Annotated in this window: 13 protein-coding genes; all 13 read left to right on the forward strand. The window is 73.3% G+C overall.

Annotated features, from left to right (window positions below):
• The first annotated feature begins 176 nt into the window (after nucleotides 1-176).
• On the forward strand, nucleotides 177-1,523 hold the full coding sequence (locus tag ACFXPK_RS17435; RefSeq protein WP_384994746.1) for an MFS transporter: 1,347 nt from the start codon (nucleotides 177-179) through the stop codon (nucleotides 1,521-1,523).
• 138 nt (nucleotides 1,524-1,661) lie between these two features.
• Entirely contained in the window at nucleotides 1,662-2,435 is a 774-nt protein-coding gene (locus ACFXPK_RS17440) for an SDR family NAD(P)-dependent oxidoreductase (protein WP_385076184.1), read from the forward strand.
• A gap of 134 nt (nucleotides 2,436-2,569) precedes the next feature.
• Complete coding sequence (locus ACFXPK_RS17445) at nucleotides 2,570-3,334, forward strand: SDR family NAD(P)-dependent oxidoreductase (RefSeq protein ID WP_385076187.1); 765 nt, start codon at nucleotides 2,570-2,572, stop codon at nucleotides 3,332-3,334.
• Nucleotides 3,335-3,452: 118 nt separating this feature from the next.
• Entirely contained in the window at nucleotides 3,453-3,950 is a 498-nt protein-coding gene (locus ACFXPK_RS17450) for a hypothetical protein (RefSeq protein WP_385076190.1), read from the forward strand.
• 165 nt (nucleotides 3,951-4,115) lie between these two features.
• Entirely contained in the window at nucleotides 4,116-5,225 is a 1,110-nt protein-coding gene (locus ACFXPK_RS17455) for a LacI family DNA-binding transcriptional regulator (protein WP_385076193.1), read from the forward strand.
• A gap of 240 nt (nucleotides 5,226-5,465) precedes the next feature.
• Nucleotides 5,466-6,692 carry an extracellular solute-binding protein gene (locus tag ACFXPK_RS17460; protein ID WP_385076196.1) on the forward strand — a complete coding sequence of 409 codons (1,227 nt, stop codon included), beginning with the start codon at nucleotides 5,466-5,468 and terminating at the stop codon, nucleotides 6,690-6,692.
• A 16-nt stretch (nucleotides 6,693-6,708) separates the two neighbouring features.
• Nucleotides 6,709-7,695, forward strand: a complete 987-nt coding sequence (locus ACFXPK_RS17465; RefSeq protein WP_384994732.1) for a carbohydrate ABC transporter permease — start codon at nucleotides 6,709-6,711, stop codon at nucleotides 7,693-7,695.
• Nucleotides 7,692-8,534: a carbohydrate ABC transporter permease gene (locus ACFXPK_RS17470; RefSeq protein WP_384994730.1), complete on the forward strand. Its 843-nt coding sequence runs from the start codon at nucleotides 7,692-7,694 to the stop codon at nucleotides 8,532-8,534. Before ACFXPK_RS17465 ends, ACFXPK_RS17470 begins: the two co-directional genes overlap by 4 nt.
• Nucleotides 8,535-8,616: 82 nt before the next feature.
• A complete protein-coding gene (yicI, locus tag ACFXPK_RS17475; RefSeq protein WP_385076199.1) occupies nucleotides 8,617-10,929 on the forward strand; it encodes an alpha-xylosidase in 2,313 nt (770 codons plus the stop codon).
• A gap of 108 nt (nucleotides 10,930-11,037) precedes the next feature.
• The gene (locus tag ACFXPK_RS17480) at nucleotides 11,038-13,338 is read left to right on the forward strand and encodes an MMPL family transporter (RefSeq protein WP_385076202.1); all 2,301 of its coding nucleotides are present in this window, start codon (nucleotides 11,038-11,040) and stop codon (nucleotides 13,336-13,338) included.
• 99 nt (nucleotides 13,339-13,437) lie between these two features.
• Nucleotides 13,438-13,641, forward strand: coding sequence for an antitoxin (locus tag ACFXPK_RS17485; RefSeq protein ID WP_384994725.1), 204 nt, complete (start codon nucleotides 13,438-13,440; stop codon nucleotides 13,639-13,641).
• A gap of 197 nt (nucleotides 13,642-13,838) precedes the next feature.
• Nucleotides 13,839-15,059, forward strand: a complete 1,221-nt coding sequence (locus ACFXPK_RS17490) for an SGNH/GDSL hydrolase family protein (protein ID WP_385076205.1) — start codon at nucleotides 13,839-13,841, stop codon at nucleotides 15,057-15,059.
• Nucleotides 15,060-15,226: 167 nt separating this feature from the next.
• Nucleotides 15,227-15,775 carry a DoxX family protein gene (locus ACFXPK_RS17495; RefSeq protein WP_384994721.1) on the forward strand — a complete coding sequence of 183 codons (549 nt, stop codon included), beginning with the start codon at nucleotides 15,227-15,229 and terminating at the stop codon, nucleotides 15,773-15,775.
• Nucleotides 15,776-15,813 lie beyond the last annotated feature (38 nt).

The following is a 15,813-nucleotide window of genomic DNA, read 5'->3' on the forward strand; positions in this document are numbered from 1 at the left end:
GCGCCGGGGGCGGCCCGCGCGCCCCCCCGGGGGGGGGGCCCCGGGACCGGCCCGCTCCCGGTCCCCGCACACCGCGCCGCGACGGCGCCGTACCACGCCCCGTCACCTCCGCGCCCGCGCGTCCCACCGCGGCGCCCCCGTCCCCACGTCCTCTTCGTACGTATCGGAGTACGCCCGTGAACCCGTCAGCGACATCCTCGTCCGCCGAAACCCCCGCCATAACCGAGCCGGGCACCCCGCCCCGCAAGCTCGTGGTCCGCGCCTCGGTCATCTGCTTCCTGGCCTGGGTCTTCAGCGTCTACGACTTCACCCTCTTCGGCACCCTGCTCCCCAAGATCGCCGAGGACTTCGGCTGGTCCACCGCCACCGCCGCCAACGTGGTCACCGGTGTCACCGCGGGCACCTTCGTCGTCTCGCTCTGCGTCGGTCCGATCCTCGACCGCTTCGGCCGCCGCCCGGCCCTGATGATCACCTCGGCCGGGGCCGCCCTCACCTCCGCCGCGACCGCCCTGGCCGGCGGGGCGATCTCCATGGTCGGCATCCGCGCCTTCTCCGGGTTCGGCTACTCCGAGGAGGTCGTCAACACCGTCTACCTCAACGAGATCTACGGAAAACACCCGCGCCGCGGACTGCTCTTCAGCTTCGTCCAGAGCGGCTGGCCGGTCGGCGCCCTGGTCGGAGCGGGGGTGACGGCCCTGACCCTGCCCACCTTCGGCTGGCGCGGCAGCTTCGTGATCGCGGCCGTCCCCGCGCTGATCATCGCCCTGCTGATGCGCACCCTGCCCGAGTCCCCGGTCTTCCTCGGCCTGAAGAAGGCCCGCGCGCTGCGCGCCGAAGGGCGCTCCGCCGAGGCCGACGCCGTCGAGAAGTCGGCCGGCATCGAGACCAAGGCGACCAAGCCCGGGGTGCGGGAGGTCTTCGCACCCGCGCTGCGCCGTCACACGCTCTGTCTCTCGGCCGCCTGGCTGCTCAACTGGATGGGCATCCAGATCTTTTCGGTGCTCGGGACGACCGTGCTCGTCGAGGCCAAGGGCGTCTCGTTCGGCAGCGCGCTGCTGGTCCTCGTCCTCGCCAACCTCGCCGGCTTCTTCGGCTACGTCTTCCACGGTTGGCTCGGTGACCGGATCGGCCGCCGTACGACCATCATCATCGGTTGGAGCTGCGGCGGCGCCGCCATGACCGCCATGCTCTTCGGCCCCGCCTCGACGGCGGCCGTGATCGGCCTCTACGCGCTCGGGCTGTTCTTCCTGACCGGTCCCTACTCGGCGATGTTGTTCTACATGAGCGAGTCGTTCCCCGAGCAGGTCCGCGGGATCGGCTCCAATGTCGCCCACACCATGGGCCCGGTCGGCGCCATCGTCGGCTCCGCGCTGCTCGGCGCGCTGCTCTCGGCCGGCGCCTCGATGACCCTCGCCGCCTTCCTCGCCGGAGCCGTCGGCATCTTCGGTTCCGGGCTCGTGATGCTCGGCGCCCGGGACGTCGACCGCCGCCCCGCCCCCGCCCCGGCCCCCGCGGCCGTCTGACCGACCCGCCCCCGGGAAGCCCGGCCCACCTCCATCAAGCCCGGCCCGTCCCCAGCAAGCCCGAACCGCCCCACGGAGCCCGGCCCGCCCCCACCGGGCCCGGCCCGTCCGGCAGCCCGACAAGGAGATCCCACCACCATGACCGGAGAACGACAGCGCGGCGCGGCCCTCATCACCGGAGGCGCCAGCGGTATCGGCAGGGCGACGGCCGTCGCCTTCGCCGAAGCGGGCATCGACACCGTGATCGGCTTCCACACCGCGGATCCGCACGACCCGGCCGAGACCGTCGACGCGGTCCGCGCGGCCGGTGGCCGGTGTCTGGCCGTCGAGGCGGACGTCGCGGGCGAGGCAGGACCCGAGCGGCTGGCGCGGGCCGCCGTGGACACGTACGGCCGGCTCGACATCGCCGTCGCCGCGGCCGGCATCCTGCGCCGGGCGCCGCTCGCTGAACTCACCGACGAGAGCTGGCAGGGCATGCTCGGCGTCGACCTCACCGGGGTCATGCGCACCTTCCGCTCGGCGGTCGCCCGGATGACAGGACCGGGCGCGCTGCTCGCCGTCTCGTCCATCGCGGGCGGGGTGTACGGCTGGGGCGAGCACGCCCACTACGCCGCCGCCAAGGCCGGGGTGCTGGGCCTGGTGCGCTCGCTCGCCGTGGAGCTGGCGCCCCGGGGCATCCGCGCCAACTCCGTGATCCCCGGGCTGATCGAGACCCCGCAGTCGCTCGACGCGCGCAACTCGCTCGGCCCCGAGGGGCTGCGCGCGGCGGGCTCGTCCATCCCGGCCGGCCGGGTGGGGCGCCCGGCGGAGGTGGCCGCCGCCATCCGCTTCCTGTGCGCGCCCGAGGCCTCGTACATCACCGGGCAGCAGCTCGTCGTGGACGGCGGCCTGACGGTCCGCTTCCCCGACTGACCCCGCCCGTCCTGTCCGTCCCGTCCGTCCTGTCCGTTCCGTCCGTCCTGTCCGTCTCGTCCGTCCCGTCCGTCCTGTCCGTCCCATCCATCCCGCCCCGCCCCGCCTCCCCACGACCACCTCACGGAGACCCCATGACCACCCCGGCCCCGACCCCCGACCCCACCCCGCGCACCGTTCTGATCACCGGCGCCGCCAGCGGCATCGGCGCCGCCGTCGCCGAGGCGTTCGTCCGTGAGGGGGCCGGGCTCGCCCTCGCCGACCGTGACACCGAGCGACTGGCGGCCCTGCGCGACCGGCTGCCCGCCACGGCCGCCGTCACCCTGCACACCCTCGACGTCGCCGACGCCGACCAGGTCAGGGAGACGGTCGAGGAGGTGGTCCGCCACCACGGCGGGGTGGACGTCCTCGTCAACTCGGCGGGCATCCTGACCGAGGTCCCGCTGACCGGGATGGACCCGTCCGTCTGGGACGAGACCATCGCCGTGGATCTCCGCGGCGTCTTCCTGAGCTGCCGCTACACCCTTCCGCACATGATCGCGCGGGGCGGCGGCCGGATCGTCAACATCGCCTCGCAGCTCGGGCAGAAGGGCGGCGAGGGGCTGACCCACTACTCGGCCGCCAAGGCCGGGGTCATCGGCTTCACCAAGGCACTGGCCCGGGAGGCCGCCCCGCACCACGTGCTGGTCAACGCGGTCGCCCCGGGGCCGGTCGAGACCCCGCTGGTGGACGGGCTCAGCCCGGAGTGGAAGCGCGCCAAGCAGGCGGAGCTGCCGCTCGGCCGGTTCGGACGGCCCGAGGAGATCGCGCCGACCGTGCTGCTCCTCGCCTCCGACCCCGGCGGCAATCTCTACGTGGGGCAGACCCTCGGCCCCAACAGCGGCGACGTGATGGCATGACGCCCCGCCGGTACGGACACACCGAAGGCCCCGTCGCCCCGGTGGCCCGCCGTACGGAGAGGGGCTGACCGGCGTGTGCGGAGCGTGCGGCCGTCCCGCGACCCGCTGGACGGAGCGGGTGGCGCCGCTCGGACCCGGCGGTACGGCCGCCCGGCACCGCGCCGTACGGCGGCTGCTGGCCGGGACCCGGCTGACCGCCAGGCCCTGGCCCGGCGGCGGCTGGCAACTCGCCGACCGGGCCGGACGCTGGCGCCACTGCGCGGAACTCGACGCGCTCTGGGCCGCCGTACACACCCTGTCGGGGCCGGTGGTCACCCCGGACCCCGGGGACCTCACCCGCCTCTGGAGGCTGCCCCGGCCGTCCACGCCCGATCCGCACGCGCTGGTCGTCTGGACGGCGGCGGCGCTGCGCGCGGGCCCGGCGTCCGGCGCGTTCACCGTACGGGCGGCGGGCTGGACGCTGACCGCCGGGGCGGATCCGGGCGCCGCTCCCGTACTCCACCGCGCGGAGGCGGATCCGGCGCCCGGCGGGGTGTGCGTGGAGGCACCGTGGGGCGCCCGCGCGCTCGCCACGGACCTGGAGCGGGTGTGCGCGCCGCCGGACACACCCGGCTGAGCCCCGCGCCCACCCCGGGCCCACGTCTGTCCCGGGCCCGCGCCCGCCCCCCCCGGGTGGGACGGACCGGCGCTCGGACCCGCCCTCCGAGCCGTTCGATACGATGAACGGCCAGGGCTGCCGCACGTCCTCCGGCGTCGTTCCCGCACCACCGAAGGGGTCGAGATGGCTACCATCAGGGACGTCGCCCAGCGGGCCGGGGTCGCGCCCAGCACCGTCAGCTATGTCTTCAACGGCTCCCGCTCGATCTCCGAGGAGACCCGCCGGCGCGTCCAGGAGGCCGTCGACGCGCTCGGCTACCACCCCCGCGCCAGCGCCAGGACCCTGCGCAGCAGCCGCACCCATGTGATCGCCCTCGCGCTGCCCCGCGCGGCCGGTGAACGGCACGCCGTGGACGGCCGGTTCGCCATCGAGGTCAGCGACGCGGCCAACACCCTCGGCCACGACCTCCTCCTGACGACCTCGCAGGACAAGGCGGAGGGGCTGCGGCGCGTCGCGCTCAGCGGTCTCGCGGACGCGGCGGTCCTCATGGCCGTCGACATGGAGGACGCACGGATCGACGTCGTCCGCGAACTGGTCTTCCCCGCGGCCCTGATCGGGCGGCCCGCCGACGAGGACGCCCTGCCCTGGACCGATCTCGACTGGGAGGAGGCCGCGGCGCTCGCCGTCCGGGAACTCGCCGCCGCGGGCCACCGCGAGCTGGTCTATCTCGCGCCCGGGGAACCGGAGGTACGGGGGCGGCGCAGCTACGCGCTGCGCGGGATCGCCGGCGCCCGCCGGGGCGCCCGTACCACCGGCGCCGCCGTCCGGGTCGTCCACTCCGTCGGCGATCCGGCCAGACTGGCGCACCGGCTCCGTACGCTGCTGGGGGAGCGGACGGCCGACGGGACCCGGCGCCCGGGGAGCGACCCCGGGACCGGCGCGCCGCCGACCGCCCTGATCGTGCAGCACCCCTCCGCGCACCACCACATCCTGGCGTCGGTCACGGCGGCCGGGCTGCGGGTGCCCGAGGACGTCACCGTCGTCGTCATCGGTACGCTGCCGGGCGATCCGTCGAGCAGCCGGCTGCCCCGGATCGAACTGCCCGTCCCGACCCTGGCCACCGAGGTCACCCGGCTCGCCGTGAGCGCCGCCGCCGTACTGCGGGAGGACACCGCGCGCGGCGCCGAGCACACGGAGCCGGGCGCGCGGCTGCTCGCCGACTCGGTCGGACATCTGCTGATCGCGCCGGTCCTGCTGCCGGGCGCGCTGCCGCTCGGCGCGCCGCGCGGCTGACCCCGGCCGGATCCCGCCCGTCCGCGGCGAAGGGACCGCTCGGCCCTTGTCGCCGTTTCGGCGAGCGCCTACCATCGCCGCAGCGTTGAATCGAATCGATTCGACACCAGTTCTCCCGCACGCTTCCGCCCGTCCCCGCCGACCCCCCGCACCCTCCCGCCTCCCCACCGGCGCCTCCCCGTCCCCCCACGTGCATCTCCGTCTCCATACAGCGTTGTAGACCGAACGGAGCCCCTTTCCATGCACCCGATCCGCCGCCTCCCGGCGCCGGCCGTGCTCCTCACCGCGCTCGTGGCCCTCGTCCCGCTCGCCGGGTGCGCGCGGCTGCCCGACCCCGGCACCCTCACCGTCCTCAACTCGGCCACCGACACCCACGAACACGACCAGCAGCAGAAGTTCTTCGACCGCTGCGCGGAGCCGCTCGGCGTCAAGGTCAGACAGACCAGCGTCCCCGCCGGCCAGGTGGTGTCCAAGGCCCTGCGGATGGCCTCGTCCCACTCGCTGACCGACATCCTCGAACTCGACGGCTCCGAACTCCCGCAGTTCGCCGACACCGGCGGCCTCCTCCCGCTGAAGGACGTGGGCGTGGACGTGACCGGGATGTCGCCCGGCGCCGTCTCCATGGGCAGCTTCCGGGGCGAGCAGTACGGCATCGCCCGGTCCGTCAACTCCCTCGCCCTGATCTACAACGCCGAGCTGCTGCGCGAGGCCGGCGTCGAACCGCCCACCACCTGGGACGAGTTGAAGACGGCCGCCAAGAAGCTCACCCGGGGCCGCACCTACGGGATGGCCTTCAGCGCCACCCCCGACGCGGACGGCGTCTACCAGTTCCTGCCGTTCTTCTGGTCGGCCGGCGGTGACGAGGCGCGTCTCGACGACGGCAAGGGCGCCCCCGCCCTGAACCTGTGGAAGGAGCTGATCGACGACAGGTCGGCCTCCAGCGCCGTCGTCAACTGGAACCAGCAGGACGTCAACGACCAGTTCATCGCCGGACGGGCCGCGATGATGATCAACGGCCCCTGGCAGGTCCCGGTGCTCGGCGAGCACAAGGACCTCGACTGGGCCGTCGCGGCGATCCCCGTCCCCGAGGCGGGCCGCCCGCCGGTACCCCCGATCGGCGGTACGGTCATGGCCCTGCCCCGCACCGGCGACACCGGGCGCCAGCGGACCGCGGCGCGGATCATCGACTGCCTCAACGAACAGCGCAACCAGGTCTCCTGGGGCGAGTCCGTCTACAACGTCCCCACCCGGGCGTCCGCCGCCGCCGTGTACAAGGCCCAGAACCCGAAGCTGGGCGCCTTCGCCGATCAGGTCGCCACGGCCCGCTCCCGCACCGACCGGGTCGGCGCCCGCTGGCCGGTCGTCTCCGACGCCCTCGCCGGCGCCTTCCAGTCCGTACTGACCGGCCGCGCCACACCCGAAGCCGCCCTGAAGCAGGCCCAGTCACGGGCCACGGCCGGCGAGTGACGTGAGGAGACCCGCCATGACCACCACCACCGCCGGCGCCCCCGCGCCCGCCGGAAGACCCTCCGGGGACACCGCCCCCGCCCCCGCGGACGCCACCGGCGCGCCCGCCCGGCCCGGACGCCGCGCCGCGATCCTGCGCCTGCTCTTCGTCGCCCCCGCCCTCCTTTACATGCTGGCCTTCTTCGGCTATCCGCTCGTGCGCAACGTCGTCATGAGCTTCCAGCGCTTCACCCCGCGCACCTACTTCACCGGCGAGGCCCCCTTCAACGGGCTCGACAACTGGCGCGGCGTCCTCGACAACCCGCTCTTCACCAGCTCCCTCCGGCACACCCTGCTCTTCACCGCGGGCTCGCTGCTCGGACAGTTCGTCATCGGTCTCGCGCTCGCCGTGTTCTTCTCCCGCCGCTTCCGGCTCTCCGGCTTCGTCCGCGCGGTCCTGCTGCTGCCCTGGCTCGTCCCGATGGTCGTCTCGGCCGTCGTCTGGCGCAAACTCCTCGACCAGGACACCGGCGTCCTCAACACCCTGCTGATGGACCTGCATCTGACCTCGTCCGCCGTGCCCTGGCTCAGCAGCCCGAACGTGGCCCTGCTCTCCGCGGTCCTCGTCAACATCTGGATCGGCATCCCGTTCAACATGGTGATCCTCTACGGCGGGCTCCAGGAGATACCCCGCGACCTGTACGAGGCCGCCTCGCTCGACGGCGCCGGGCGCTGGCGCACCTTCCGCAGCCTCACCCTGCCGCTGCTGCGCCCGGTCGTCACCGTGGTCCTCATCCTCGGCTTCATGTCCACGGTGAAGATCCTCGACCTGATCCTCGCCCTCACCGGGGGCGGCCCCGCCGACTCCACCCAGACCCTGGGCACCGTCACCTACCAACTCTCCTTCCAGCAGCTCAACTTCGGACAGGGCGCGGTGGTCGGCAACGTACTCATCCTGGTCAGCGCGGTCTTCGCCGTGCTCTATCTGCGCGCCAACCGCTCCGACTTCGGCCAGGGGAAGTGACCGCCGTGTCCACCACCACCGCCTCCACCGCCGGCCGCCCGCGCGGCGCCGCCTCCACCGTCCTCGCCCTTCTCGTCCTCGCCGTGCTGCTCTTCCCGCTCTACTGGATGGTCAACATCGCCCTCCAGCCCGGCGAGAGCCTGGCCGAGACCCACTGGCTGCCCACCTCGCCCGGCTGGGACAACTTCCAGCGCGCCCTGAGCAGCCAGGGAGGCTCCCTGGTGACCAGCCTCGTCGTCGCCCTCGGCGCCGTCGTGGTCTGTCTGGCGCTGGCCGCGCCCGCCGCGTACGGCCTCGCCCAGCTCGGGGTGCGCGGCGGCCGTACGATCGTGTTCGCCACCCTGATCACCCAGATGGTCCCGGGCATCGTCATCGCCAACGCCCTCTACAGCGCCTACGTCGAACTGCGCCTGGTCAACTCCTCGTTGGGACTGATCCTCGCCGACGCCTCGCTCGGACTGCCGTTCGCCATCGTGCTGCTGCGCGCCTTCATGGTGTCGATCCCGCGCGAGGTCGTGGAGGCCGCGCTGGTCGACGGCGCGGGCCGGTTCACCGCCTTCGTCCGGATCGTGCTGCCGATGAGCCGCAACGCCCTGATCACGGCAGGGCTGTTCACCTTCCTCTTCGCCTGGTCCGACTTCATGTTCGCGCTCACCCTCAACACCACGGACGACGTCAAACCGATCACCCTCGCCATGTACGAGTACATCGGCGCCCATGTCAGCGACTGGGGCGCGGTCATGGCGACCGCCGTCGTCTCCGCGGTCCCCGCCGCGGTCCTGCTGGTCGTGGCCCAGAAGTACGTGGCCGCCGGCATCACCGGCGGGTCCGTCAAATGACGGCCTCGGCCCCGCCGGACGGGGTACGCCGACCCATGGACCACCGCCCCGAACCAGCCCCTTCCACAGAGCAGGAGCACCGATGAAGTTCACCGACGGGTACTGGCAGATGCGCCCCGGCGTCACCGCCCGGTACGCGGTCTCCGTCGCCGACGCCGAGGTCGCCGACGACCGGGTCACCCTCTACGCCCCGGTGGGGCGGGTCACCCACCGCGGCGACACCCTCAACGCCCCCCTGGTGACCGTCGAGTGCTGGTCGCCCGCCGAGGGCGTGATCGGCGTCCGCCTCACCCACCACGGCGGACGCGCCCCGAGGACGCCGGAGTTCGCGCTCACCACCGGCTCCGGGACCGGCGCCGGCAAGGTGGTCAGGGAGGGCTCCACGATCGAACTCACCTCCGGTGAACTCACCTTGAGGACCGACACCGACGCGCCCTGGCAACTCGACTTCACCGCGGGCGGACAGACCCTGACCTCGATCGGCGGCCGGGGAGCCGGCTTCGCGACCGACGCCGACGGCCGGCACTTCATGCTCGCGCAGCACTCGCTCGCCGTCGGGGAGAGCGTGTACGGGCTCGGCGAACGCTTCACCCCGTTCGTCAAGAACGGGCAGACCGTGGACATCTGGCAGGCGGACGGCGGCACCAGCAGCGAACAGGCGTACAAGAACATCCCGTTCCACCTCACCAGCCGGGGCTACGGCGTCTTCGTCAACCACCCGGGCCAGGTCTCCTACGAGGTGGGCTCCGAGGCCGTCGGGCGCGTCCAGTTCAGCGTCGAGGACCAGAGCCTGGAGTTCCATGTCGTCCACGGCCCGGGACCCCGGGAGATCCTGGCCCGGTACACCGCGCTCACCGGCCGTCCCGCGCTGCCCCCGGCCTGGTCCTTCGGCCTGTGGCTCTCGACCTCCTTCACCACCTCGTACGACGAGGCCACCGTCAACCGCTTCGTCCAGGGCATGGCCGACGCCGAGATCCCCCTGAGCGTCTTCCACTTCGACTGCTTCTGGATGCGCGAGTACCAGTGGAGCGACTTCGTCTGGGACCCCGACGTCTTCCCCGACCCGGAGGGCATGCTCGCCCGGCTGCGCGAGCGCGGGCTGCGCGTCTGCGCCTGGATCAACCCGTACATCGCCCAGAAGTCCCACCTCTTCGCCGAGGGGATGGCCGAGGGCTATCTGCTGAGGAAGCCCGACGGAGACGTCTGGCAGTGGGACCGCTGGCAGCCCGGGATGGCCCTCGTCGACTTCACCAACCCGGCCGCCCGCGCCTGGTACGCCGACAAGCTGCGCGTCCTGCTCGACCAGGGCGTCGACTGCTTCAAGACGGACTTCGGCGAGCGCGTCCCCGTCGACGTCGCCTGGTACGACGGCTCCGACCCCGAGCGGATGCACAACTACTACACGCAGATCTACAACGAGACCGTCTTCGAACTGCTGCGTCAGGAGCGCGGCGAGGGCGAGGCCGTCGTCTTCGCCCGCTCCGCCACCACCGGAGGCCAGCGGCTGCCCGTGCACTGGGGCGGCGACTGCGAGTCCACGTTCGAGGCCATGGCCGAGTCGCTGCGCGGCGGACTCTCCCTGGGCCTGTCCGGGTTCGGGTTCTGGAGCCATGACATCGGTGGGTTCGAGGGCACCCCGACCCCCGCGCTCTTCAAGCGCTGGGTCCAGTTCGGCCTGCTCTCCTCGCACAGCAGGCTGCACGGCTCCAAGTCCTACCGGGTGCCGTGGGACTACGGGGACGAGGCCGTCGCCGTCACCCGCGACTTCACCCGGCTCAAGCACCGGCTGATGCCGTACCTCTACCGCGCCGCCACCCAGGCCAGGGACAGCGGCACCCCCGTGATGCGCGCCATGGTGCTGGAGTTCCCCGACGACCCGGCCTGCCGCCCCCTCGACCGGCAGTACCTGCTCGGCGACGACCTGCTGGTCGCGCCGGTCTTCACCGAGGACGGTTCGGTCGAGTACTACGTCCCCGACGGCGTCTGGACCAACATCCTCACCGGCGCCCAGGTCACCGGCCCCGGCTGGCGGAGCGAGACCCACGGCTTCGACACCCTGCCGCTGCTGGCCAGGCCGGGCTCCGTGCTCCCGCTCGGCGCGGTCGAAGAGGGCCCCGAGTACGACTGGGCGGACGGTGTGACCCTGCGGGTGCACACGCCGGCGGACGGCGCGGAGGTCGTCACGACCGTCCCCGCGCCCGACGGCTCCGGACCCGCCGCGGCCTTCACCACCCGGCGCGACGGAGACGAGATCACCGTGGAGACGGGGAGCACCCGCCCCTGGAAGGTCCTGCTGGTGGGCGCCGCCCCCACCGGGGACGCCACCCCCGACCCGCTCGGCGCCCTCCACAGCGCTCCCGCGGGCACCCACCGGCTGACGGCCCGACTGGCCTGAACCCCGCCGCGTCCCCCAGAGCGTCACCGTCGCCCTTCTGGTCATATGGACCCAGATGACCCCACACAGGTCATGGATGGACGATGCTCGCACCCTCTGGGGGTACGCATGACCGCAGGCAGCGGTACGGACGGGAAAGCGGTGCCGGACCGGGCGCGGCCCGGCCTCCTCCAGCGCCTCGGCACGTGGTGCGCCCGCCACTTCGTCGTGGTGATCGTCGCCTGGCTGGTCGCCCTCGGCGCGCTGCACGGGTTGCAGAACTCCTTCGGGGGCACCTACTCCGACGACTTCGCCCTCCCCGGAACCCAGTCGGACACCGGCGCCCGGGTGCTCGCCGAGCACGCGCCCGCTGCCTCCGGCACCGGCGCCCAGGTCGTCCTGCACGACGGACGGCAGTCCCTCACCGCCGTACAGAGCCAGATCGACCAGGCCGTCGCCTCCCTCCAGAAGCTCCCGCACGTCCTGTCCGCGGCGAGCCCGCTGCCCGCCTCCCCCTCCGCCCCGCCCACCGGAGCCCTCACCTCCGACGGCCGGACGGGCTACATCAGCGTCCGTTTCAGCGCCAGCCCGACCACCTTCCCCCACTCCTACCTCGACGGCGTCGACCGGGCCGTACAGCCGCTGCGCGCCGCCGGCGTCGAGGTCGAGTACGGCGGACCGCTCGGCGAACTCGCCCGCCCGAAGGCCGGGGACCTGACGAGCGAGGCCATCGGGTTCGCGGTGGCGGTGATCGTCCTGCTGATCGGTTTCGGCAGCGTCATCGCCGCCGGGATCCCGCTGCTCACCGCGCTGATCGCGGTCATCGTCGGGCTGGCCTGTCTGAGCCTGATCGCCGCCGCCTTCACCTTCGCGAGCGTCTCGCCCACCCTGGCCACGATGATCGGCCTCGGCGTCGGCATCGACTACGCGCTCTTCCTGATCACCCGCCACCGCCAGCAGGCCATGGACGGCGTGGACCCGGTGGCGGCGGCGGGCCGCGCCGCCGCCACCAGCGGGCGGGCCGTCCTGGTCTCCGGCTGCACGGTGATCGTCGCCCTCGCCGGGCTGTACGTCTCCCGGATCAGCTTCATCGGCAAACTCGGCGCCGCCGCGGCCGTCACCGTCGTCACCGCCGTCATCGGCGCGCTCACCCTCGTACCGGCCCTGCTCGGGCTCGCGGGACGCCGGATCGACCGCTACCGGGTGCGCCGCCCGGTCGCGGAGGGCGTCGCCGATCCGGCCCTCGTACGCGCCGAACGGAAGGGCGGCGGCAGCACCCGGGCGCACACCGGCGCGACCGGGAGCTGGCACCGCTACGCCCGGCGCGTCGAGCACCACCCGTGGTGGTTCCTGCTCGCCGGGCTGGTGGTCGTCGGCGTCCTCGCCATCCCCGTGTTCTCCATCCGCCTCGGCCATATCGACGACGGGGCCGACCCCACCAGCTTCACGGACCGGCGCGCCTACGACCTGATCTCCGAGGGCTTCGGCCCCGGCGCCAACGGCCCGCTCACCCTCGTCGTCGACCAGAGCAAGGTCCCCGCGTCCGACCGCTCCACGCTCGCGTCCCACCTGACCGAGGCGCTCACCGACGTCCCCGGCGCGGCGAGCGTCAGCCCGCTCACCCCGGCGGGCGACGGCGACGTCCTGACCGCCACGGCGCTCTCCCGCACCTCCCCGCAGTCCGCGGGGACCGCCACGCTCTTCCGTCATCTCAAGGACGACGTCCTGCCGCACGGCGCGGCGGGCACCGACGCCACGACCTATGTGACCGGCACGACCGCAGCCCAGGAGGACTTCCTCGACCTCATCTCGGCCCGGCTGCCGCTCATCATCGGGGTGGTGGTCGGCCTCGCCTTCCTGATCATCCTCATCGTGTTCCGGGGGCTCCTGGTCGCGCTCAAGGCCGCCGTGCTCAACCTCCTCTCGATCGCCGCGTCGTACGGGGTCGTCGTCGCCGTCTTCCAATGGGGCTGGGGCGGGCCCGCGCTGGGCGTCAACGGGACCGTGCCCATCGAGAGCTATGTACCGATGATGATGTTCGCGATCGTCTTCGGACTGAGCATGGACTACGAGGTCTTCCTGCTCTCCCGGGTCCACGAGTCCTGGCGCCGTACCCACCGCAGCGGGGACAGCGTCGCCCACGGGCTGGAGATCACGGCCCGGGTGATCACCTGCGCGGCGCTCATCATGGTCAGCGTCTTCGCCGCGTTCATCCTGAGCGACAACATCGTGGTCAAGATGCTGGGCCTGGGGCTCGCCGTCAGCGTCCTGATCGACGCCACCATCGTCCGGCTGCTCCTGGTCCCCGCGGTGATGACCCTGCTGGGCCCGGCCGCCTGGTGGACACCCCGCCGGCTGGACCGGATCCTGCCGCACGTGGACACCGAGGGCGAGGCGGTGGAGGCGGGGGCCCCGGGCCCGGCGCGCTGAGCCGGTGCCGCGCGTCCCCGCCATGGACCGCGCCGACGTGCGGGAACGCCGGGGAGCGGTGATGGTGGTCGGGGACACGTACCGAGCGAGGAGCCGCACATGTCGATGCTCGACAAGCTGAAGAGCCTGATCAAGGGGCATGAGAGCACCGCCCACCAGGGGGTCGAGAAGGCCGGTGACGCGTTCGACCGGAAGACGGGCGACAAGTACCGGAGCCAGGTCGACACCGCCCAGAAGAAGATCGACGAACAGCTCGGCACGCAGGAACCGCCGGCGGGCGGGGAGCGCCCGCCCCGTAGCTGACCCGTCCTGCCGGTACGGCGGGTGCCGCGCGCGAGCACGGCACACGCCGTACGCGTACGGCAGGACCGCTCCGTCCCCGCCGGGGCGCGTCGAACCGGAAGCGCTCCGTACCCGTGTCATCAAGTGAGGCCGCACCCGGAGGCGGCCTTGTCTCATGTCATGGGCACGACTGTCGCTACGAGAGGCATCAACCCGCGATGAGAAGTGTGGAGTTACCCCGCCGCGCCCGGCGCGTCGCCGTCGTCATGGCCTTCGCCCTCGGCGCCGCCACCGTCCCCCACGCGGCCTCCGCCGCCCCCGCCGCGCGCACCGCCCAGGTGGTCACCTGGGCGGCCAGCGCCGACCGGCTGGACACCGCCGTCCCCGATCGCACCCACCGTGTCGTCGTCCGCACCAGCACGGGCGGCAGCGCCCTGCGGATCCGGCTCTCCAACGCCTTCGGCGAGCAGCCGGTGACCTTCGGCCGCGCCTACGCGGGCACCGTGGCCTCGGGCGCCTCCGTGGTGCCCGGCACCAACCGCGCGCTGACCTTCCGGGGCGCCGCGTCCGTCACCGTACCGGCGGGCGGTTCCGTCTACAGCGATCCGCTGCCGGGCACCGTACGGCCGTACGCGGATCTCGCCGTCAGCCTGTACGTACGGGACGCGTCCGGCACCGCCACCGGTCACCGGATGGGACACCAGACCTCGTACATCGCGCCCGCCGGCGACCATGCCGCCGAGGACGACGCCACGGCGTACACCCAGCGCACGAGCTTCCGTTACTACCTGGACGCCGTGGTGGCCGACGCGCCGCGCGGCACCGGGGCCGTCGTCACCCTGGGCGACTCGATCACCGACGGCGCCGGCTCCACCGCCGACACCAACCGCCGCTGGCCCGACTTCCTCGCGCGACGGCTCGGCGACGACCGGCGCACCCCGGTCAAGGGCGTCGCCAACGAGGGGATCTCCGCCAACAAGCTCCTCTCCGACGGCGCGGGGGAGAGCGCCGTGAAGCGGCTGGACCGCGACGTCCTGTCCCAGCGCGGGCTGCGGACGGTGGTCCTGCTCGAAGGCGTCAACGACATCAAGGCCACCCCGGCGCCCACGGCCGCTGAGGTGATCGACGGCTACCGGAAGATCATCGAACGGACCCACGCCGCCGGAGCCTGCGCCGTCGGGGCGACCGTCCTGCCGTACCAGGGCTGGGGCGAGTGGAACGCGAACGGCGAGGCGATCCGCCAGGAGGTCAACGCCTTCGTACGGGAGAGCGGCGCGTTCGACGCCGTCGTCGACTTCGACGCCGCGACCAAGGACCCGGCCGCCCCCACCCGGATGCTCCCCGCGTACGACAGCGGCGACCATCTGCACCCGAACGACGCCGGGATGAAGGCCATGGCGGACTCCGTCGACCTCCGCGCGCTGCGCTGCGGCGGATAGCACGGCGGCGGGCCCGTCCCGTACGGCACGGGTCGGCCCGGGGGCGGCGCACACGCGCGTGGGGACCCGTACGGCCCAGCAACGGATCCCCCTTCCGCGCCGCGCGGCCGAGAGTGGAGACGTACGCCCCGGACCACCCGTGCCCCCGACACCCCCGGAGCCCCGCCATGACCTGTTCCGTCCGACGCGACCTCGGCCTTCTCGCCCTGCGACTGGGCACCGGCGCGGTGCTCGCCGCACACGGTACGCAGAAACTGTTCGGCTGGTTCGGCGGCGCCGGACTCGACGGCACCGCCCAGGGGATGGAGGCCATGGGCTTCCGTCCCGGCCGGGAGAGCGCCCTCGCCTCCGGGATCGCCGAGACGGGCGGCGGCGTCCTGCTGGCGCTCGGCCTCGCCGTCCCCGCGGCCGGCGCGGCGGCGGCCGGCGGTATGGCGGGCGCGGCGGCGGTGCACGCGCCCAGCGGGTTCTTCGCCCAGTCGGGCGGCTTCGAGTACCCGGGCTTCCTCGGCTGGACGGCAGCCTCCCTCGGGCTGGCGGGCGCGGGCCGCTACTCCCTCGACCACGCCACCTGCCATGTGTTCGACCGGCACTGGATGGTCCCCGTCGCCTTCGCCGTCAGCGCGACGGCCGCCGCCGTGGTGATCACCAGGCGGGCCAGGACCCTGGCGGCGGAGACCGGGAACACCGCGGCGGACGACGACACGACCGGGTGACGACCCGCCGGCCCCCGACGGCCGGTACGGGTACGAGG

Origin of the sequence: Streptomyces sp. NPDC059142, from assembly GCF_042755665.1 — a bacterium.
Taxonomy (GTDB): domain Bacteria; phylum Actinomycetota; class Actinomycetes; order Streptomycetales; family Streptomycetaceae; genus Streptomyces.

Coding starts and splice junctions, on each gene's coding strand:
- ACFXPK_RS17445 (WP_385076187.1), top strand. CDS start 2,570: ATGACCACCCCGGCCCCGACCCCCGACCCCACCCCGCGCACCGTTCTG.
- ACFXPK_RS17490 (WP_385076205.1), top strand. CDS start 13,839: ATGAGAAGTGTGGAGTTACCCCGCCGCGCCCGGCGCGTCGCCGTCGTC.
- ACFXPK_RS17440 (WP_385076184.1), top strand. CDS start 1,662: ATGACCGGAGAACGACAGCGCGGCGCGGCCCTCATCACCGGAGGCGCC.
- ACFXPK_RS17480 (WP_385076202.1), top strand. CDS start 11,038: ATGACCGCAGGCAGCGGTACGGACGGGAAAGCGGTGCCGGACCGGGCG.
- ACFXPK_RS17485 (WP_384994725.1), top strand. CDS start 13,438: ATGTCGATGCTCGACAAGCTGAAGAGCCTGATCAAGGGGCATGAGAGC.
- ACFXPK_RS17495 (WP_384994721.1), top strand. CDS start 15,227: ATGACCTGTTCCGTCCGACGCGACCTCGGCCTTCTCGCCCTGCGACTG.
- ACFXPK_RS17465 (WP_384994732.1), top strand. CDS start 6,709: ATGACCACCACCACCGCCGGCGCCCCCGCGCCCGCCGGAAGACCCTCC.
- ACFXPK_RS17460 (WP_385076196.1), top strand. CDS start 5,466: ATGCACCCGATCCGCCGCCTCCCGGCGCCGGCCGTGCTCCTCACCGCG.
- yicI (WP_385076199.1), top strand. CDS start 8,617: ATGAAGTTCACCGACGGGTACTGGCAGATGCGCCCCGGCGTCACCGCC.
- ACFXPK_RS17455 (WP_385076193.1), top strand. CDS start 4,116: ATGGCTACCATCAGGGACGTCGCCCAGCGGGCCGGGGTCGCGCCCAGC.